Consider the following 21,156-nt stretch of genomic DNA (forward strand, 5'->3'; position numbering starts at 1 on the left):
GATCAAGATCAAGAGCAGGCGAGCTGACACTCGGCCTATTGAGTGGTGAAGAGCGGGTGGTCGGCTTTGGATTTGTGGTGGATTTGCCCCTCATCGGAACGCCGCCCGCCCAGCCCTCTCCCGAGGGAGAGGGGGCCGATTTTTGGGCCTTTCAGAACCTGAGTTTGGCTCGATATTGCACGTCGGCGTAACTCCCCCAAACACCTCGGTCAGTCCCCTTTTCCTCATGGTGAGGGGGGCAGATTTGTTTGCTTTTTAGAGCCTGAGTTCAACGCGGTATCGCATGTCGGCGTAGCTCTTCCAAACACCCCGGTCAGTCCCCTCTCCCTCTGGGAGAGGGCTAGGGTGAGGGGCTTGTGATCTGGCTTGTGATCTTGCTTTGGCTTCGGCTTTTGATCTTTTGCCCCTTCGGCAGGCCGAGCGGAGGTGTTCATCCGGGGGGTAGGCGCGCAGCGCCGTGCGGCGCAGCCGCATACATCGAGAGGAGGTGCAGCGAAGCAAACCGTAGGCGATGCCCCCGGATGGACACCGTAGCGAGGGAACACTGAGCCTCAGCGAAGTGCCGTACGCCGGGGCAAAGCCTTTTGCTTACTTTTCGGCGTCTGGAAAAGTGAGTCGCTGTAAGAGCGAACCCGCCAGCGGCAACACCCGCAGCAACGGATATGCCCCCAAATCCCCCAACCCCACAACCCCCTAAATCTCCGACAGCTTCTACACTGGTTATCACGGCTCGCCCTTCAAGCCCCAGACAACCCCCACCCAAGGAGTCTGTCCCATGCCCGATAGAAAATGCGATTGTCCCAACTGCAAATGCACCATCAAGGAAGGCGATCATGCCTACGCAGTCCACGGCAAACACTATTGCTGCGAAGCCTGCGCCCACCACCACAAAAGTGGCGAAGAATGTTCAAACAAAGGCTGCCATTGCGCCCATCCGAAATAACAGCACGCATAAAAAAGTGGAGCCTAATCAGGCTCCACTTCCAGTTTCAGACTCTCATCATCCAGCCGCTCTGTATGCCGCACCGTGCCTTGCAGCCGTCGGCCATCAACGCTGACCACGACGGTTTTCGCCCGGTCGAGGTCTTCGGGCAGTGGTGCTGGCACGAGCAGGGCAAAGCTAAAAGGATCATCCGCGACCGCCTCCAGCCCAACGCGGCAGTCCACGCTTTTGGTGATCCGCCCGGATAGCGTATCGAGGCCGTAGTCCAGATGCGCAGGGCTGTTGATGTCGCTCATGGTGCATTCCCCCGAATGAAGCCGATCGCCAGGCTGAGCTTAGCTGGTCGGTCGCCAGACGACGTTTTCCACGCCGAATTTTTCCGCCATCGGTTTGCTGGTCTTCTGCACCTTCTCACGGCCAAAACGCGGGATGCGGCCGACCCCGGCGTCGCAGCTCGCCCAGTGCCACGCCTCGGCGTTGTCCATCTTGTCCGAGCGGATAATGAACGACTTGGGCGTGCCGTGAAGGGTGTAGTCGATGACATAGAGTTTTGCGTTGTTCATAAAGCCCGTATTCCTCCCTGTGGTAATAGAGGGATCGCGGCGCTGCGGGAAAATTCACTCGGATTGTCCGACGGTATCTATCGTTGGCGACGCCGTGGTGCACTGGGTACCATGGAGTTTCCACCAACCCCAATGAATGCTCGCCATGGCCCTTGCCGCCCCCCCTGATCTGAGTGATACCGATGTGCCCGTGCAACGTGTGGCGCGGACTTACCCGCGTGGCTTGTTCATCGAGCCGCACGAGCATGTCTGGGGGCAGTTGCTGTATGCGATGAGCGGGGTGATGTGGGTCGAGACGCCGCACGAAGCGCTGGTGGTGCCGCCGCAGCGGGCGGTGTGGTTGCCGCCGGGCGTGCCGCACGGGATTCGGGTGGTGTCGGATCTGCAGATGCGCAATATCTACTTGCGTCCGGCGCTGGCGGCGACGCTGGATCAGACGGTGCAGGTGATCGAGGTCGGTGGGTTGCTGCGCGAGTTGATTGTCGGGCTGGTGGAGCAGGGCGACAGCGGTGAGCCGGCGTATTACGAGGCGTTGGTCGGGTTGGCGTTGCTGGAGCTGAAACGTGCACGGCGTTCGCAGTTGAAAATCCCGATGCCGGATGACTCTGATCGACGTCTGATGAATCTGTGTCAAGCGGTGATGGCGGCGCCGTCGCTGGAAATTCCTTTCGAACAGCACGCGGAAAACGCCAGCGCCAGCGTGCGCACGTTGGCGCGGTTGTTCAAGGACAGCCTCGGCATGGGCTTCGCCGAATGGCGGCGGCAGGTGCAACTGGCAACAGCGGTGGCGGAACTGATTCAGGGCGTGGCGGTGAGTGTGATTGCCCGGGAACTCGGCTATTCACCCAGTAGCTTCAGCGACATGTTCCGCCGCGAATTGGGTGTGGCGCCCTCGCAATTTGCTGTCGAACACGATTAACCAAACCTGCATAAATACAATGTGGGGAGCCTGCTCGCGAATGCGGTGGATCAGCTGGCTCATCCTTCACTGACACACCGCTTTCGCGAGCAGGCTCGCTCCCACAGGGTTATGTGGTGTTCATCCGATACTTGTCCGAAATTCAGAAGTCCTTGGCCGATGCCATCCCGGCCGGTTCCCTAAACTCTGCCCATTCCCTTCAAACGGCGGAGTTCCTCCCCATGAATTACTTGATTTCGCTGGCCATCGGTCTGGGCGTCGGCCTGCTGTACGGCGCGCTGGATTTTCGTTCGCCCGCACCGCCGGCCATCGCGCTGGTGGGTTTGCTCGGCATGCTGGCCGGTGAGCAGTTGTGGCCGATGGGCCGGCAACTGGTTTCCGGTTGGCTGTCCTGAGTGTCCTTTTCTCCTTCGGTGGATGTCCCTATGAAAGCACTGCAATTCGATAAAACCGGCGACCTGTCTTCCCTGCGCTTCGTTGAGGTGCCGACCCCTGTTCCTGGCGCAAGCGAAGTGTTGGTGCAGATCAAAGCGGCAGGTCTGAATCCGAGCGACGTGAAAAACGTCCTCGGCCGCTTCCCCTACACCACGCTGCCACGGATTCCCGGTCGCGATTTCGCGGGTGTCGTCGTCGAAGGCCCGCAAGCGTTGATCGGTCAGCAAGTCTGGGGCACCGGCCGTGAGCTCGGCTTCTTCGCCGATGGCACCCACGCCGAGTTCGTCAAACTGCCGGCCAATGGCGTGGCGCACAAACCCTCGCATCTGAGTTTCACCCAGGCCGCCAGCCTCGGCGTGCCCTACACCACGGCGTGGGATGCCTTGGAACGTAGTCTGGTGACGGCCGAAACGCGTTTGCTGGTGATCGGCGGCGGCGCGGTGGCCACGGCGGCATTGGCGCTGGCGAAGGTGCGTGGTGCGCAGTTGCTGGCAGCCGCGCGGCGCCCGGAGCAGGTCGCGGATTTGCAGGCGCAGGGTTATCAGACGATTCAACTGGATAAGCCGGAAGACCTCGGCGCGCAGGTCAACGCGGTGTATCGCGGCGGTGCTGATGTGATCTTCGACACCACCGGTTTCTGGCTGCCGGCGTCGGTGGCGGCATTGGCCACGTTCGGACGCATTGCGATCATCGCGGCGCCGGTGGACGGGCATGTGCAACTGCCGGCACTGGCGCTGTATCGCAAGGGCGGTTCGGTGGTCGGGATCAATTCGTTGTTGTATGGCGTAGAAGCGTGTGCGGCGATGCTCGAGCAGTTCGGGCGGTTCTTCGATGAAGGCTTGCTGCCGTTGCCGCAAGGGTTGGTCGAAGCGCCGTTGGCCGAGGGGCTTGCACGTTACGCCGATGTGAATCAGGGCAGCGGCGACAAGGTCATCCTCATCCCCTGATACACCCCAAAACCTTTGTAGGAGTGAGCCTGCTCGCGATCGCGGTGTGTCAGTCACTCATGATTAAACTGACACACCGCTATCGCGAGCAGGCTCACTCCTACAGTTGATTGGTGTTGGGCTCAGGATTGCGGAACACCGTTTTCCCACGCCGACCAGTTTTTCAGGATGTCCTGCACCAGCGGATTACCTGCGCGGTAGAGGTTTTCCAGCGCCGGCACAAAACCTCCCTGATCAGCGTATTTGAGCAAGTTATCCACTTCACTGCCGCCCGGCTGCGGGCGGTCAAAGTCTGAGCCGGCACGCACCACAGCCAGGCGTTGCACATCGACCAGACCTTCGCGACTGGCGCGCAGCAAGGCCTCATAGGTCGAGTTGTCTTCCTGTTGCGTCGTGCAGTATTCGCCCTTGTTGTCGGTCAGTAACTTGGTCCAGACCTCGGCCCGTTCGCTCAGGCGCGTACCGGAAAACCAGGTGTTGCCGGCCAGTGTGTCGCAGCGCGTCACCACCGGTGGTTGATTGGCCGGGGCTGACGGATATTTAAGGCGCCATGCCGCCGATTCCTTGCTTTCGCTGAGCTCGACCTTGTGGCTCAGGGCGAAGGCCTTGGCTTGCAGTTTCGGGTTGAGTTCAAAGACTTCGGTCTTGTAGTCCAGCGGCGGTTTTTCGTTCGGCCCCTTGGTGTTGATGCCCAGATAGCCGGTCGGCCAGGTCGACGGCGCATCCCGCGAATCGATCTCCCATTGCGTGCCGAACTCCACCAGATAATGCGCCCACGCAGCCGTGCCGATGGTCCCGTGTTTCGGGCTGATCCCGGCAATGCCGGCGATCAAAAAATAGCTTTTGCGCAGATCGAATTTCGGCGACAGCGCCAACGCCAATGTCGAAGCGGCCGCGTTGGTCTGGCCCATGCCAGTGGTCAACAGACACACTTGCTGCGCGTTGCAGCGGATGTTCGGATACTCGGCGGACAGGCCCGGCACGCGGATTTCCTGCTTCAACTCCAGGCGATCGATCCAGTTTTGTGCCTCGGGGGCGAACATGGTGATCAGCATGACTTTCGGTTGAATCGGCGCCTCTGCGGCCCACCCGGTGGAAGAGAGCAGGGCCGCGCCGGCCAGGGTCAAACGCATCATTGCTTGCATGGAAAACTCCTTGATTCAGAACTGATAACCGACGCCGGCGTAGTAACCCCAGCCGTTGGAACGCGCACGGAAATTGCCGTCGCCAAAATTCAGCTCGCTGCCGTCCTCCCAGTTGCCGCCGTTGTGGAAATAACGGCCGACCAGGGTGAAGCGCAAGTGGGTGAACGAGTAGAGCAACACGTTGGTCGCCACCGTCGCGTTGGCCGTACGCGCCGGGTTGTCCTTGTGGATGTCAGAGCCGAAATCGAAGTTGGTGAAGCCGATGTAAGTCAGCGAGGCGCCGTTGCTGAATTTGTCGATCGGCACGATGTACTTGAGCTGCGCTCGGTAGCCGTCCCACGAATATTCATTGCTCGCACCGTAGTTTTCCCACTGATAGCGACCATAGAGGTTGGCCGACAGGTTGACCCGCGAGTGGGTATCGATGTCGGTGCCGAAACCGCTGTAGAGGGTGTTGGCGCGGTTCTCCTTGCGGCTGCCGTGGTCGTAGATCCAGTCGAACGCGACGTACCATTCCTTGAACGGGCCGATGGCCAGGCTGCGGCCGGCGAGGTAGTCGATGGAGATGCGCGGTTCGTGTTCCATGAACACCGGCGAGCCGTGATCCCACACGCCTTTGTCGTGGCTGTTGCCGATATTGAAGATCTTCGGGATGTCGACGTAGCCGTACAGTTCGAACGGACCTTTGCGGCCGAAGTACTCGTATTCCAGATAGATGTCGTCGGCCGGTTGCGGGCCGAAGCTGATGTCTTTGCTGCCGATCAGCATCAGGTCCTGGTTGTACCAGTCCGACAGGTACGCACCTTTTTTGGGCGGGCTGGCTTCGGGGCTGAGCGCTTCGCCCTGGGCAGATTCTTCGGCCGGCGCCGGTTGTGCCAGCGCACTATGGCTGAGAAGTCCGGTAACGCCGGTCAGTAGCAAGGAAACAGCAAGCGTGCGCGCAAAAGGTGCGCGAAAAGGCGTGGCGGCGTGCATTCAAAGTCCTTTTTTGCGGATCGAAGCCCGTGTTCCGTGGGCTTGTACGGTTTTGTTACGAAAACGTTGGTATTGCCGTTACGCAAACGTTTGCACAAGGCGTACCAAAACCTTCAATGGGCTGAAAAATATGTCCTTTTTCAGTATTTCCTGATGGATCGGTCAGGCGCGGGTTTGCAGACCCTACAGTTCCCTGTGGGAGCGAGCTTGCTCGCGAAGGCGGGGTATCAGAAAAGTATCCGCAAGCTGACACAACGCATTCGCGAGCAAGCTCGCTCCCACAGTTTTTAACCTCTTCACAGTCAATGACTGCGGGCTGAAACGCTGATTCCAGCCTCCTCTAGTATTAAAGTATTAACACCATTTAATCAGTGCCCCATGGCGGGGCGTCTACTAGCTTTGTCCCCAATCAACGGTTTTGTGATGACCGTCGCAGTCTTGATTCGCGTGTGGAATAAGCACGGCTCTGCGCGCCCTCAAGGAAGAAATTGGCCACGACAAGGAGTAGCCCGTGGAAGCAAGGTTTGGTGTCGCCCTCGTTTCGCGTTTTTCCCCTCTATCCCTTGCCGTGCACCTGAGCGTCGCCGGGCTGTTGTTCGGCGGGGTCAGCGCACCTGCGCTGGCCACGTGCTCCACGGCCGGCTCAATCGTGACGTGTACGGGGGTGCCGCCACTGCCACTGGTTCCCAACGACTTTGCCAGTGCCTCTAACAACCTGACGGTCAACGTCAACAGCGGCGCGCAGATGAACGCGACCCTTGGCGGGCATGTCATGGACCTGACGGGGGTCGGCATCACCCTGAACAACTCCGGCATCATCGATCCGGCAGTCCTCGGTCTGGTGTCGGTTTTGAGTGGCGGGGCATTCATCGGCAGCGGCGCGACCAGCACGGTCAGCGTGCTCAACAACGCTGGCGCGATCATGCGTGGCACCGGGATGTTGCTGGGGCTGAACCTGACGAGCATCGACGGCCTGGCCCTTTCGGTTAACAACGCGGCAACCGGCACCACCAGCATCACCAACAACGGCACCATCACCTCGACCGGTCTGTCGATCGGCGGCATCACCCTCGCCGATACCCCGGTAATCGGCATCTACGGTGGCTCGCAGGTCAACATGACCAACAGCGACACCGGCGTCATCAACGGCCGCATCGCTTTCGAAACGTCGGCGGCGGGCAACACCTTCACCAACGCCGGTGCAATTACCGGCGGTGTGTCGATGGGCGCGGCGAGCACCAACACCTTCACTGCGGTGACCGGCTCCAGCGTCAACGTCGGTGACGGCGTGCAGATCAGCGTCGGTCTCGGCGGTCTGGTCAATATCAACCTGACCTTCGCGCCAACCGGCACGGTCGATGGCGGTGCGGGCGGCACCAACAGCCTGATCCTGCAAAACCCGGCCGGCGTCGGTATCACCGGGACTGGCACGGCATCGAGCGCCACTTACGTCAACTTCAACAACCTGACCCTCAACAGCGGCACCTGGACCTTGCAGGGGCCACTGGTCAGCGGCGCGACCACGCTCAACGGCGGTATCGCGAATTTCAACAACAACGCCACCTTCGGCAGCGGTGTGCTCACCTCCAACGGCGGGGTTCTGCAGGCCAGCAACGCCGGGTTGAACATCAGCAATCTGATCTCCCTCGGCGCCGGCGGCGTCACGCTACAAGGCAGCAACGCGACCACCCTGAGTGGGGTGATTTCCGGCAGCGGCGGTTTCACCAAGGCCGGTACCGGCCAGCTTAATCTCAGCGCCGCCAACACCTATCTGGGCAACACCACGCTCAACGGCGGCACGGTGCAGGTGGGCAACAATCAGGCGTTCAGCACCGGCACGCTCAATGTGACCGGCGCGACAACGCTGAGCGCACCGGGCACCATCAGCCTGGCCAACGCCATCAGCCTCGGCGGCACCTTGACCGCCGGTGGCACTGGCGCGCTGACCCTCGGTGGTTTGATCAGCGGCAGCAGTGGCTTGACCAAAACCGGCAGCGGCAGCCTGACTGTCAGCGGCGTCAACACCGGGTTCACCGGCACCACCACCCTCAGCGCCGGCAGCCTGCTGGTGACCAACAACAACTCGCTGGGCAGCGGTGCGCTGAACACTGCCGCCGGCACCAGTCTGGACAGCACCACCAACGTTACGCTGGCCAATAACATCGGCATGACCGGTGCGCTCAACGTGCTCGGCAGCAATGCCCTGACCCTTGGCGGCGTATTGTCCGGCACCGGCGGCATCACCAAATCCGGCAGTGCCAGCCTGACGTTGACCGGCAACAACAACAACAGCGGCAACACGCTGCTCAATGCCGGTAGCCTGTTGGTGGGCAGCAACACCGCGCTGGGCACGGGCGCACTGAATACCGCCGCCGGGACCACGCTGGATGCGACGGCGGCGGTGACGTTGGCCAACGCCGTCGCAGTGACCGGAGCGCTGACCCTTGGCGGCACGCAGGCATTGGGCCTGAGTGGCGTCGTCAGCGGTGCGGGTAACCTGATCAAGAACGGCACCGCCAACCTGAGCCTCAGCGGCAACAACACGTTCTCCGGCGGCACCGCGCTCAACGCCGGCACGCTGATTGTCGGCTCCAACACCGCGCTGGGCACTGGCGCGTTGACCACGGCGGCGGGCACTACCCTCGACGCCAGCACGGCAGTGGCGTTGACGAACGCGGTCTCCCTGGGTGGCAACCTCAACGTCGGCGGCAGCGCCAACCTGACCCTCGGCGGCATCGTCAGCGGCAGCGGCGGGCTGACCAAAAACGGCGCGGCCAACCTGATTCTCAATGGCGCCAACACTTTCCTCGGTGCGGTCGCGTTGAACGCGGGCACGATCACGGCGGGTGCCAACGCGGCGCTCGGCAGCGGCAACATCACCGTCGGCGGTGTGGCGACTCTCGACAGCAACGCGGCGGTAACCCTCAACAACGCGGTCATTCTCAACAACAGCCTGGGCATTGGCGGCAGCAACGCGCTGACCCTCGGCGGGGTGATCAGCGGCGCCAGCCAATTGGTCAAAAACGGCGCGGCCAATCTCACGCTCAGCGGCTTCAATACCTACAGCGGCGGCACCACGCTGAATGCCGGCAGCCTGACGGTCGGTAACGGCGCGGCACTGGGCACCGGCGCGTTGTCGGTGGAAGGTGCGGGCACGCTCAACAGTAGCTCGGCCGTGACCCTGAACAACAACGTGATCCTCAACGCCAACCTCACCGCCGGCGGCGCCAACGCGCTGACGCTTGGCGGGGCGATCAGTGGCGCCAACGGCTTGATCAAAACCGGCGCGTCGAGCCTGACCCTCAACGGCAATAACACCTACACCGGCACCACCGCGCTGAACGCCGGTTCGCTGATTGTCGGCTCCAATACCGCCCTCGGCACCGGCACACTGAACGCCTCGAACGGCACCACCCTGGATGCCAGCACTGCGGCATCGCTGGCCAATAACGTCAACCTCGGCGGCACCCTGACCCTGGGCGGCAGCAATGCGCTGACCTTGGGCGGCGTGGTCGCCGGTATCGGAGGGCTGACCAAGAACGGCGCTGCCGACCTGACCCTCAATGGCGCCAACACTTATTTTGGCAACACCGCGTTGAACACCGGCAAACTGACCGTCGGCAGCAACAATGCGTTGGGCTCCGGTACGTTGAACGCTGCGGCCAACACCACGCTGGACGCCAACACGGCGGTCAGCCTGAACAATGCCGTGGGACTCGCCGGTGCCTTGAACATCGGCGGCACCGCCAATATGACCCTGACCGGTCTGGTCAGCGGCGCTGGCGGCCTGGTGAAAGACGGCGCGGCCAATCTGATTCTCAACGCCGCCAACAACTACCTTGGCGGCACCACGCTGAACGCCGGCACCCTGACCGTCGGCAACAGTTCGGCGCTCGGTTCCGGTGCATTGACCGTCGCGGGCGCCGCAACGCTGGACAGCAATTCTCCGCTGGTCAGCCTCAACAATGCCGTCGCCCTGAATGCAGCGTTGACCGTGGGTGGCACGCAGAACCTGACCCTCGGCGGCGTCACCAGTGGCACGGGCCAGTTGATCAAGAACGGCGCCGCCAACCTGACCGTCAATGGCAACAACACCTTCAGCGGCGGCACCACGCTCAACGCCGGCACGCTGACCCTGGGCAATGCCAACGGTCTGGGCAGCGGCGCATTGGTCGTCGGTGGCGCGGCAACGCTGGATAACAGCGCTTCGTTCGGCATCGGCAACGCGATCACGCTGAATGCCGGGTTGACCGTCGCCGGCAACAACGATTTGAGTTTGAACGGCATCATTGACGGTGCCGGCAGCCTGACCAAAAACGGTCTGTCGGACCTGGCTCTGGCTGGCAACAACACCTTCACCGGCGCGCTGAACATCGTCTCCGGCAGCGTCACCACGCTCAACAGCAATGCGCTGGGCAGCACTTCCGGGGTCAACATCAGCGCCGGCGCCGGGCTGAATCTGGGCAGCGACGCCAGCCTCGGCGCGCTGACCGGTAGCGGCAGTGTGCAACTCACCGGCAGCAACCTGCTGACCGTCGGCAGCGGCAACGTCACCAGTACGTTTGATGGCGATCTCAGTGGCAGCGGCGGCCTGGTCAAAGTCGGCACCGGTACCTTGAACCTCACCGGGATCAGTGGCATCACCGGCAATACCGCGATCAATGACGGCACCGTCGACCTCAGCGGTTCGCTGGCCAGTGCACAGGTCAACGTCAACACCGGTGGCACGCTCACCGGCACCGGTTCAGCGCTTGGTAGCGTCAACGTCAACAGCGGCGGTCATCTGGCGTTGTCGTCGGGCAACCAGCTGTCCGCCGGTGCGTTGACCCTCGGTGCGGGCAGCAATGTCGATGTCGCGTTGGGCACGCCGTCGACCACTTCACTGATGAACGTCGGCGGCAACCTCACCCTCGACGGCAATCTCAACGTCACCGATGCCGGCGGTTTTGGCGTTGGGGTATATCGCCTGTTCAACTACACCGGCGCCCTGACCAATCTCGGTCTGGACGTCGCCAGCGTGCCGGTCGGTTACGGCCTCGGCGATCTGCTGGTGCAAACCGGGGTGGCCAATCAGATCAACATTCAAGTCTCCGCGCCGAACAGCAACATCCGTTACTGGGACGGCAGCCAGACCATCGCCAACGGCGTCGTCGATGGCGGCAGCGGCACGTGGAATGCGGTCGGCACCAACTGGACCGATGCCAACGGCCTGGTCAATCAACCATGGGCCGGCGATTTCGCGGTGTTCCAGGGCACCGCCGGCACCGTGACGGTGAACGGCACGCAAGCGTTCACCGGCATGCAATTCCTCACCGATGGCTACAACGTGGTCAACGGCGCGGCGGGGCAACTCACAGCGGTCAACGGCACCGGCGGTACCGCCGCATTGCGGGTTGATCCGGGCGTGACGGCAACCATCAATGCCAATATCGATGGCAGCGGCATCCTCAATAAACTCGACGCCGGCACCCTGGTGCTCGGCGGTGCCAACACTTATACCGGCGGCACCCAACTGGACGGCGGCAAGATCATCGTCGGCAGCAACACCGCGCTCGGCACCGGAACGTTGACGGCGAATGCCGGCACGCAACTGGATAGCAACGCGGCGGTGACACTGGCCAACGCCGCGACACTCAACGGCAACCTGACCATCGTCGGCAGCAATGCATTGACCCTCAACGGCGTGATTGGCGGCACCGGTGGCCTGATCAAAACCGGCACGTCCAACCTGACCCTCGGCGGCAACAACGCCTTCCTTGGCCCGGTAGCCTTGAACGCCGGTGGACTGATTCTGGCGTCGAACTCGGCGCTGGGCTCCGGCACGTTGAACGCGGCGGGCGGCACCACGCTGGATGCGAGCACGGCGGTTTCGCTGAACAACGCGGTGAATCTGGCCGGCAATCTCGGCATCGACGGCACGGCGGATCTGACCCTGGCCGGTACGGTCAACGGCGCCGGCAGTCTGAGCAAAAACGGCGCCGCCAACCTGACCCTCAGCGGCAACAACAACTTCCTCGGCGGCATCACCCTCAACGCCGGCACCCTGACCGCTGGCAGTAACTCGGCGCTGGGCCTGGGCAACCTGACCGTGGCGGGTGCCTCGGCGCTGGACAGCAACAGCGCGCTGAGCCTAGGCAACAACGTCGTGCTCAACGCCAATCTGAGCAACACCGGCAGCAACAATCTGACCCTCGCAGGTGTGGTCAGCGGCGCGGGTGGCTTGATCAAGGACGGCGCGTCGAACCTGACACTTAACGGCATCAACACCTTCACCGGCGGGACCACGCTGAATGCCGGCACGCTGACCCTTGGCACTGGCGGCTCTTTGGGCAGCGGCGCGCTGACCGTGGCCGGCGCTTCGACCCTCGACAACTCCGCGCCACTGGTGCTGGCCAACAACCTCAACGTCAACGCCAATCTGGCCCTGGCCGGTAACAACAACCTGACCCTTGGCGGCGTGATTGCCGGCGCCGGTACGCTGAGCAAAAACGGTCTGGCCGACGTGACCCTGAGCGGCAGCAACACTTTCAGCGGCACCTTCGATGTGCTCGCCGGCAGCCTGACCACGCTGAGTGGCGGTGCACTGGGCAACAACGCCACGGTCAATCTCGCGGGCGGTGCAGCGCTCAATCTCGGTGCTTCAGGCAGCCTCGCCAGCCTCACTGGCAGCGGCACGGCGCTGATCGGCACTGGCAATACGCTGAGCCTCGGCGGCAACAATGTCAGCAGCACCTTCGCCGGCATCCTCAGTGGCGACGGCGGCCTGAGCAAACTCGGCACGGGCACCCTGACCCTCAGTGGCGTCAGCGACCTGACCGGTGACACCAACGTCAACGCCGGCACCTTGCAGGTCAACGGCTCACTGGCCAGTGGCAACGTGCTGGTCAACAGCGGCGGCAATCTCGGTGGCAGCGGCACCTTGACCGGTGCCGTGACAGTCGCCGATGGCGGTCATCTGGCGGGCGTTACCGGCAGCACCTTGTCGGTGGACTCGCTGGTGTTCAACGGCAATTCCAACTTCGACGTCGGCCTCGGCACACCGGTGTCCGGTGGCGGCAATGCGCTGGTGAATGTCGGCGGTAACCTGACCCTCGACGGCACCCTCAACGTCAGCGACATCGGCGGGTTCGGTAGCGGTGTGTACCGCTTGATTAACTACACCGGTGGCCTGACCGACAATGGCATGCTCTTCGGCACACTGCCGGGCAGCGTGACGCCGGGTGATCTGACCCTGCAAACCGCACTGGCCAATCAGATCAACCTGCTGGTGACTGCACCGGGCGTCACCGTGCAGTTCTGGGACGGCAACCAACTGGTGGCCAACGGTTCGGTCGAAGGCGGCAGCGGCACCTGGGGCACCGGCACCACCAACTGGACCGACGTCAACGGCACCACCAATCAGGCCTGGACCAACAACTTTGCGGTGTTCCAGGGCGCGGCCGGCACGGTCACCGTCAACGGCGCGCAAACCATTACCGGCATGCAGTTCGTCACCGATGGCTACAGCCTGGTGAACGGCACGGCGGGCTCGCTGAATCTGGTCAACGGTTCACTGGGCAATGCCACGGTGCGGGTTGACCCGAACGCCACGGCAACCATCGGTGTCGCGCTCAACGGCAGCGGCACGCTGGGCAAATACGACAGCGGTACGCTGGTGCTCAACGCGGCCAACGGCTACACCGGTGGCACGGCGCTGAACGGCGGCAAGATCGTGGTCGGTAACGACGCGGCACTCGGCACTGGCGTGTTGACTGCTGCTGACGGCACAGCGCTGGACAGCAACGCGGCCGTCAGTCTGAGCAACGATGTTGTGCTCAACGGTGGCTTGAATGTCGCTGGCTCCAACGCCTTGACCCTCGACGGCGTGGTCAGCGGCAGCGGCAGCCTGATCAAGGCCGGCGCATCGAGCCTGACCCTCAACGGCAGCAACACTTACACCGGTGGTACTCAACTCGCCGGCGGCACGCTGATTCTCGGCAACAACAGTGCCCTCAGCAGCGCTGCGCTCAACGTGACCGGCAACGGCACGCTCGACAGCACCGCGGCGCTGCAACTGGCCAACGCCATCAACCTCGGCGCGCAACTGACCCTCGCCGGCACTCAGAACACCACGTTGATCGGTGCTGTGACCGGCACCGGCAGTCTGCTGAAAAACGGCAGCGGCGATCTCGTCCTCAGTGGCGCCAACACCTACAGCGGCGGCACCACACTGAACGGCGGCACGACGCGCGGTAACACCAGCAGCCTGCAAGGGGCGATCGTCAACAACGCGACGCTGACCTTCGAACAGAACGCCGATGGCAGCTACACCGGCAACCTCACTGGCACCGGTACGCTGAACAAAACCGGCAGCGGCGAATTGCTGCTGACTGGCAACAACAGCTTCACCGGCAACACCTCGGTGCAGGCTGGCAATCTGATCGTCAACGGCGTGCTCAACAGCGCCAATGTCGACGTTGCCAGTGGTGCGGGCATCGGCGGCGGTGGCCAGTTTGGGGGTGCCGTGCAACTGGCCAGCGGCGCGACGCTGCTGGGTGGCGGTACGGCAACGCCATTGTCGGTCGGTTCGCTGGCGCTGTCTTCGGGGACCAATCTGGACTTCAGTCTCGGCTCGGCGGCCAGTTCGACCACGGTGGTCAATGTCGCCGGTAACCTGACCCTCGACGGTACGTTGAACATCAGCAACGCCGGCGGTTTCGGCACCGGCGTCTATCAACTGTTCAGCTACGGCGGCAGCCTGACTGACAACGGTCTGGTGTATGGCAGCCTGCCGGTGTCGGCGGCCAATCTGACGCTGCAAACCGCTATTGCCAACCAGATCAATCTGCTGGTGCAAGGCACCCCGGGTGAGGTGCAGTTCTGGAACGGTGGCACCACCAACCCGGACGGCAGCATCGGTGGCGGCAGCGGCGTGTGGGGGCCGGGCACCAACTGGACCGATCCGAGCGGTACTCAGGCCCTGGCTGCAAATGGTCAGTTCGCGGTGTTCGGCGGTCAGGCAGGTACGGTGACCGTGCAGGGCAATCAGAACTTCACCGGTCTGCAATTCCTCTCCGGCGGCTACAGCCTGGTCCCGGGGGCTGGCGGTACGCTGACGCCGGTCAACGGCGCGGACGGCAGCCTTGCACCGGTGCGGGTCAATGCCGGCGCGAGCGCGGAAATTTCCACGCCACTGGTGGGCACGGGCGGCATCGAGAAGCTTGATTCCGGCACGCTGGTTTTGAGCGGTGCCAACACCTACAGCGGTGGCACCACCGTCAGCGGCGGTACGCTGGTCGGTAACACCACCAGCCTGCAGGGCAACATCCTCAACAACTCATCGCTGCTCTTCTTGCAGAACTTCAATGGTCAGTTCAACGGATCGCTGCGCGGACTGGGCGCGATGCTCAAACGCGGCACCGGCACCTTGCTGTTGACCGGTGATAATCCGTTCAGCGGCACCGTGTCGGTCGATCAAGGCGTGCTGCAAGTCGGCAGCCGTGCGGCGCGGGCTTCGTTGGGCGGGCAAGTCACCGTGGCCAACGGAGCCGGCCTGAGCGGTAATGGCAGTGTCGGTTCGGTGATCAACCATGGTGTAGTGGCCTCCGGCGCCGAGGCCGGAACCCTGAGCGTGGCCGGCAACCTGACCAACGCTAGCGATGGTGTGCTGGCGCTGACAGTCAGTTCGCCAACCGCGACACCATTGGCAGTCGGTGGCACCGCGACGTTGGGCGGCGCCTTGCAGGTCAACTCGCTGGCACCGTTCACCGGCAACACCACGTACTCGCTGATTACGGCGGGTGGCGGTGTCAACGGCACCTTCAGCGCCGCAGACCTGCCGCAATACGCGTTTCTCAACACGGCACTGGTGTATGACGCCAACGCGGTGAACCTGGTGGTCAGTCGCAACGGCAACTCCTTCGCCGATGTCGCCGCCACCGGCAACCAGTTCCGGACCGCCACCGCGCTGTCGAACAACGGCCCGGCGGGCGCGGCGTTGCAGAACGAGATCGTCAACCTCAGTGTTGCCGGTGCGCGTAATGCCTTCGACAGTCTGTCGGGTGAGATCCATGCGAGCACCGCCAGCGCCATCCTCGAGGATTCGCGCTACGTGCGTGACGCGGTCAACGATCGCATGCGCCAACCGTCATGCAGCGCGGCGGATGATCCACGCCGCGCCCTGGCGCCAAGTGACAACCAACTGAGCAGCAACGGCTGCCACGGCGAAATGGTCGGCTGGGCGCGGGCACTCGGCGCATGGGGTGAGTCGGATGGCGACAGCAACGCGGCGAAACTCGATCGCAACCTCAGCGGCTTCATGCTCGGCACCGACAAGCAACTCGATGACCAGTGGCGCGTGGGCATGGCCGCCGGTTACACCCGCAGCGATCTCGATGCGCATGATCGTCGCTCGGACGCCACCGTCGAAAGCTACCACTTGGCGGCGTATCTCAATTCGCAGTTCGACGCCTTGGCGGTGCGCCTCGGCGCGGCTTACAGCTGGCACGACATCGAGACCAAACGCAACGTCAGCGTCGGCAGCTACAACGACCGCTTGAAGGCCAATTACGATGCGCGCAGCGCCCAGGTGTTCGGTGAAGTCGGTTACACGATTGAAGCCGGCGGCATTGCCCTCGAGCCGTTCGCAGGGCTCGCCTACGTCAACTACGACACTGACAAGGCCAAGGAGAAGGGCGGAGTCGGGCGCCTGGAGGCTGATGCCGATCAAGACATCACCTTCTCGACCCTCGGCGTGCGCGCCGGCAAAGTCATCACCCTGGCCAACGGCGGGCAATTCACCCCGCGCGCGGCCGTCGGCTGGCGCCATGCCTTCGGCGACACCAAGCCTGACGCTGATCTGACCTTCATCGACGGCGGCGCTTCGTTCAGCACCCAAGGTGTGCCGATCGCCAAGGACAGCGCCATTGTCGAAGCGGGGGTCGACTTCCAGATCAGCCCGACCGGCAAGCTCGGCGTCGGCTACTCGGGGCAACTGTCGAACGACAGCAACGACCATGCAATGACCATCAGCTTCAGCCTGGGCTTCTGATTTAGGGTCGAAGCACTTTTAGCCGCCCGTAAGGGCGGTTTTTTTTGCCTTGCCTCAAGCTGCTCGTTCCCACGCTCTGCGTGGGAACGCCTCTAGGGACGCTCCGCGTTCCGGCTCCGGAAGGGACGCGGAGCGTCCCGGTCTGCATTCCCACGCGGAGCGTGGGAACGATCGGATAGACCCGGCGTGCTCTGCTAGAATCGCCCCCATCAACAGCCTGAGACTCCCCCATGAGCGAGCCGATTCGTCTGACCCAATACAGCCACGGCGCCGGTTGCGGCTGCAAGATTTCCCCGCAGGTGCTGGAAGTGATTCTGGCCGGCAGCGGTGCGCAGAACCTTGATCCGAAACTGTGGGTCGGTAACGCCTCGCGTGATGACGCAGCGGTGTACGAGATCGACGCCGAGCGCGGTGTGGTCTCGACCACGGACTTTTTCATGCCGATCGTCGATGACCCGTTCGACTTCGGCCGCATCGCTGCGACCAACGCGATCAGCGACATCTATGCGATGGGCGGCGATCCGCTGATGGCGATTGCGATTCTCGGCTGGCCGGTCAATGTGCTGGCGCCGGAAGTGGCGCGTGAAGTGATTCGCGGTGGCCGTGCGGTTTGCGACGCGGCGGGCATTCCACTGGCGGGTGGGCATTCGATCGACGCGCCAGAGCCGATCTTCGGCCTCGCCGTCACTGGTCTGGTCGAGAAGCGCCACATGAAGCGCAACGACACCGCCACCGCCGGCTGCCTGCTGTACCTGACCAAACCGCTGGGCATCGGCATCCTCACCACCGCCGAGAAGAAGGGCAAATTGCGCGCCGCCGACGTCGGCGTGGCCCGCGACTGGATGTGCACCCTGAACAAACCCGGCAGCCGTTTCGGCAAACTCGCCGGCGTGACGGCAATGACTGACGTCACCGGTTTTGGTCTGCTCGGGCACCTGGTGGAAATGGCCGATGGCAGCAAGCTCACCGCGCGCATCGCTTATGACCGCGTGCCGCGTCTGGACAGCGTCGAGTATTACCTCGATCAGGGTTGTGTACCCGGCGGTACGCTGCGTAATTTCGACAGCTATGCGAGCAAGGTCGGCCGCGTGCAGGAGCTGCATAAACGCGTGCTCTGCGACCCGCAAACCAGTGGTGGTCTGTTGATCGCGGTGACGCCTGAAGGCAATGAAGCGTTCCTCGCCCTCGCCGCTGAACTGGGCCTGAACCTGGCGCCAATCGGCGAATTGGTTGAGCGACAGACGAACGCAGTCGAGGTGATTTGATGCTCCGCGACTGCACTGACTACCGAGACATTTTCCTCAACGACCGGCCGCTGATGGACGCCCGCGCGCCGGTCGAGTTTCACAAGGGCGCGTTCCCCGGTGTGATCAACCTGCCGCTGATGAACGACGTCGAACGGCAGAAGATCGGCACCTGCTATAAACAGCACGGTCAGCAGGCCGCCATCGAGTTGGGTCATCAATTGGTCTCGGGAGCGCTGAAAGCCGAGCGCATCCAGGCCTGGGCCGATTTCGCTCGGGCCCATCCTGATGGGTATCTCTATTGTTTTCGCGGTGGTCTGCGCTCGCAGATCACCCAGCAATGGCTGCGTGACGAAGCCGGGATCGACTATCCGCGTATCGGCGGTGGTTACAAGGCGATGCGCAACTTCCTTATCGACACCCTTGAGCAGGCCATCGCGCAATGTGATTTCGTCCTGCTCGGCGGCATGACCGGCACCGGCAAGACCGAAGTGCTGGTGCAACTGCAAAACGGCCTGGACCTGGAAGGGCACGCCAACCATCGCGGCTCCAGCTTCGGCAAACGCGCGACCGGGCAGCCGTCGAACATCGATTTCGAAAACCGCCTGGCCATCGACATTCTCAAGAAGCGCGACGCGGGTATCGCGCAGTTTGTGCTTGAGGATGAGAGCCGGGTGGTGGGCAGTTGCGCCTTGCCGCTGCCGCTGTATCAGGGCATGCAGCAGTACCCGATGGTCTGGCTGGAAGACCGTTTTGAAGACCGTGTTGAGCGGATTTTGCGTGATTACGTGGTCGATCTATCGGCGGAGTTCGTGGCCGTGCACGGGGAGGAGGGTTTTACCTTGTTCTCGGAGCGCCTGCTGGAAAGCCTCAACAATGTGCAAAAGCGCCTCGGTGGCGAGCGTCATCGGCGGATGCTGTTGTTGATGGAAGAGGCGTTGATTGAGCAGGGGCGAAGCGGGGCGGTGGATCTGCATCGCGGCTGGATCGAAGGGTTGCTGCGTGAGTATTACGACCCGATGTATGTGTTTCAGCGCGAGAAGAAGGGCGGGCGGATCGAGTTTGCCGGGGAGCGTGGGGCGGTGCTTGAGTATTTGCGTGAGCGGGCCCAGAAAGGTTGAGGTTGTAGCGGCTGGCCTCTTCGCGAGCAGGCTCGCTCCCACAGGGGATTTGTATTTCACGCAAATCCAATAATGTGGGAGCGAGCCTGCTCGCGAAAGGGCCGGGCCAGGCCAGACAAAACTCAGGTCGGGCAGGTTTCCTTGCCATGATCCAGTCCCTGCTTGTAGCTGTGGCTCTGCAGGCTGGCCTTGCCGTTGTGCCAGGTCAGGGTCAGTACGTAAAGCGAGTCAAAATCATTGCCCGCCCAGTCTTCGGTGATGTTCTGTTTCTCGCCGACCGCTTTGCCGGCGACCTTGTTGATCAGCTCCGGCAGATAGCCGTGGGACCACGCGGTGTAAATCGTCGAGTTGTGATACTTGTCTTCCAGCAGTTCGCGGGCCAGATCGCTGGTGTCGTTGGCCGAGAACTCGATGTTCACCGGCAGGCCGAGCTTGATCGCCGCCGGACTGATGGTCATCAGCGGGCGAATGTAGCTGTAGGAGTTGTCCAGCTCACCTTCCTCGACATTGCGTGTCGGGTTGGCGGCGAACACGTAATCGGCTTTGCCGAATTTTTCCGGCAGCAGGGTCGACAGGTCGATGGCGCGGTTCAGCCCCTGACAGTTGAGCTGACCAAGACCGCCCTCGGGCTTCTCCGCATGACGCAGGAACACCAGCGTCTGGGTGCCGTCCACCGGTTGTGCGCGGCTTTCGCTGGACTCAAGCGACAGGAACAGCGCACTGACGGCCAGCAGGGAAGGCAGGGCCACATACGCACGGTGTTTGAAGCGTTTGGCGAATCGCATAAGGTTCGTCATGAAATAAAAAGTTCTTCAGCTGATTCAATTAAGGCTGACAAACCTTTACACCGCGGGCTCCCAGCACCGGGTGTTTTCCCTGTCATGAACGGCTTCCTCTGCAACAAAGGCATAGCTCAGAGTCCCCTGAGGGCCGATTGGTTCGATCACCCGAGCGCGCAGCACTCTAACGGCAACGTTCAGCGGCCTGGTGGCAGGTTAGCGACAGGATGTTGCGGATTTAAGTAGGTGCAACGACGCTGGCAAAAAGAACCCGCGCTAGAGCGTGTGATCCTGGATTATGCTCAGGACTTTAATTTGTGACTGGATGCTTCCCATGACCGATCTGTCCGCGTTCCCGATCACCCAGAAATGGCCGGCGCAGTACCCTGACTGGATTCAGCTCTATTCCTTGCCGACGCCCAACGGCGTCAAAGTCTCGATCATGCTCGAAGAAATCGGCCTGCCGTACGAGCCGCACAAGGTCGCTTTCGAAACTCAGGATCAGCTGTCCGCTGAGTTCCTGTCGCTGAACCCGAACAACAAGATCCCGGCGATCCTCGACCCGCACGGTCCCGGGGATCAGCCACTGCCGCTGTTCGAGTCGGGGGCGATTCTGATTTACCTGGCCGACAAAAGCGGCCAGTTGCTCGCGCAGGAAGGCGCGCTGCGCTACGAAACCATTCAGTGGCTGATGTTCCAGATGGGCGGCATCGGTCCGATGTTCGGCCAGCTCGGCTTCTTCAATAAATTCGCCGGCAAGGACTACGAGGACAAGCGTCCGCGTGACCGTTACGTCGACGAAAGCAAACGCCTGCTCAAGGTGCTCGACGGTCGGCTCGAGGGCCGTGACTGGATCATGGGCGAGCGCTACACCATTGCCGATATCGCCACGTTTCCGTGGGTACGCAACCTGATCGGGTTTTATGAGGCCGGTGATCTGGTGGGCATTCAGAACTTCCCGAATGTCACCCGTGTGCTTGAGCGTTTTCTCGCTCGCCCAGCGGTGGTTCGCGGCCTGAGCATCCCTTCCTGACACCACACATAACCCCTGTGGGA

General features: G+C 62.4%; 14 protein-coding genes. 9 read left to right on the forward strand and 5 right to left on the reverse strand.

The window, feature by feature from the left end:
- On the forward strand, window positions 1-191 hold a 191-nt coding region (locus ACWR1S_RS26635; RefSeq protein WP_454565583.1), incomplete at its 5' end, for a hypothetical protein.
- A gap of 584 nt (window positions 192-775) precedes the next feature.
- Complete coding sequence (locus ACWR1S_RS26640; RefSeq protein ID WP_194936029.1) at window positions 776-943, forward strand: metallothionein; 168 nt, start codon at window positions 776-778, stop codon at window positions 941-943.
- A gap of 23 nt (window positions 944-966) precedes the next feature.
- Here the strand turns inward: ACWR1S_RS26640 and ACWR1S_RS26645 are convergent, their stop codons facing one another.
- Window positions 967-1,239 (reverse strand): hypothetical protein, encoded by a 273-nt coding sequence (locus ACWR1S_RS26645; RefSeq protein WP_454565584.1) that lies wholly within the window; start codon window positions 1,237-1,239, stop codon window positions 967-969.
- Window positions 1,240-1,278: 39 nt separating this feature from the next.
- Window positions 1,279-1,506, reverse strand: a complete 228-nt coding sequence (locus tag ACWR1S_RS26650) for a DUF6555 family protein (RefSeq protein ID WP_034154602.1) — start codon at window positions 1,504-1,506, stop codon at window positions 1,279-1,281.
- A gap of 136 nt (window positions 1,507-1,642) precedes the next feature.
- Here ACWR1S_RS26650 and ACWR1S_RS26655 point away from each other — a divergent pair, with 136 nt between their 5' ends.
- The 3 genes from ACWR1S_RS26655 to ACWR1S_RS26665 all read left to right on the forward strand — a co-directional run bounded on the left by ACWR1S_RS26655 (window position 1,643) and on the right by ACWR1S_RS26665 (window position 3,807).
- Window positions 1,643-2,425: an AraC family transcriptional regulator gene (locus ACWR1S_RS26655; RefSeq protein WP_454565585.1), complete on the forward strand. Its 783-nt coding sequence runs from the start codon at window positions 1,643-1,645 to the stop codon at window positions 2,423-2,425.
- Window positions 2,426-2,646: 221 nt separating this feature from the next.
- Complete coding sequence (locus ACWR1S_RS26660; protein ID WP_080750762.1) at window positions 2,647-2,820, forward strand: DUF1427 family protein; 174 nt, start codon at window positions 2,647-2,649, stop codon at window positions 2,818-2,820.
- A gap of 30 nt (window positions 2,821-2,850) precedes the next feature.
- On the forward strand, window positions 2,851-3,807 hold the full coding sequence (locus tag ACWR1S_RS26665; RefSeq protein WP_454565586.1) for a quinone oxidoreductase family protein: 957 nt from the start codon (window positions 2,851-2,853) through the stop codon (window positions 3,805-3,807).
- A gap of 122 nt (window positions 3,808-3,929) precedes the next feature.
- On the opposite strand, the gene ACWR1S_RS26670 is transcribed toward ACWR1S_RS26665, so the two are convergent.
- Both ACWR1S_RS26670 and ACWR1S_RS26675 read right to left on the reverse strand, forming a co-directional pair.
- The gene (locus ACWR1S_RS26670; protein WP_454565587.1) at window positions 3,930-4,952 is read right to left on the reverse strand and encodes a purine-nucleoside phosphorylase; all 1,023 of its coding nucleotides are present in this window, start codon (window positions 4,950-4,952) and stop codon (window positions 3,930-3,932) included.
- Window positions 4,953-4,967: 15 nt separating this feature from the next.
- Window positions 4,968-5,927 (reverse strand): nucleoside-specific channel-forming protein Tsx, encoded by a 960-nt coding sequence (locus ACWR1S_RS26675; RefSeq protein ID WP_454565588.1) that lies wholly within the window; start codon window positions 5,925-5,927, stop codon window positions 4,968-4,970.
- Between the two features lie 511 nt (window positions 5,928-6,438).
- Between ACWR1S_RS26675 and ACWR1S_RS26680 the strand changes: the two genes are divergently transcribed.
- The 3 genes from ACWR1S_RS26680 to mnmH all read left to right on the forward strand — a co-directional run bounded on the left by ACWR1S_RS26680 (window position 6,439) and on the right by mnmH (window position 19,321).
- The gene (locus ACWR1S_RS26680) at window positions 6,439-16,956 is read left to right on the forward strand and encodes an autotransporter-associated beta strand repeat-containing protein (RefSeq protein ID WP_454565589.1); all 10,518 of its coding nucleotides are present in this window, start codon (window positions 6,439-6,441) and stop codon (window positions 16,954-16,956) included.
- 230 nt (window positions 16,957-17,186) lie between these two features.
- The gene (selD, locus tag ACWR1S_RS26685) at window positions 17,187-18,221 is read left to right on the forward strand and encodes a selenide, water dikinase SelD (protein ID WP_454565590.1); all 1,035 of its coding nucleotides are present in this window, start codon (window positions 17,187-17,189) and stop codon (window positions 18,219-18,221) included.
- Window positions 18,221-19,321: a tRNA 2-selenouridine(34) synthase MnmH gene (mnmH, locus tag ACWR1S_RS26690; RefSeq protein ID WP_454565591.1), complete on the forward strand. Its 1,101-nt coding sequence runs from the start codon at window positions 18,221-18,223 to the stop codon at window positions 19,319-19,321. Before selD ends, mnmH begins: the two co-directional genes overlap by 1 nt.
- 122 nt (window positions 19,322-19,443) lie before the next feature.
- Here the strand turns inward: mnmH and ACWR1S_RS26695 are convergent, their stop codons facing one another.
- Window positions 19,444-20,118, reverse strand: a complete 675-nt coding sequence (locus ACWR1S_RS26695) for a histidine phosphatase family protein (protein ID WP_454565592.1) — start codon at window positions 20,116-20,118, stop codon at window positions 19,444-19,446.
- A 316-nt stretch (window positions 20,119-20,434) separates the two neighbouring features.
- Here ACWR1S_RS26695 and ACWR1S_RS26700 point away from each other — a divergent pair, with 316 nt between their 5' ends.
- Window positions 20,435-21,133: a glutathione binding-like protein gene (locus tag ACWR1S_RS26700; protein ID WP_454565593.1), complete on the forward strand. Its 699-nt coding sequence runs from the start codon at window positions 20,435-20,437 to the stop codon at window positions 21,131-21,133.
- The last annotated feature ends 23 nt before the right edge of the window (window positions 21,134-21,156 follow it).

This window comes from Pseudomonas sp. AIG, from assembly GCF_977020205.1.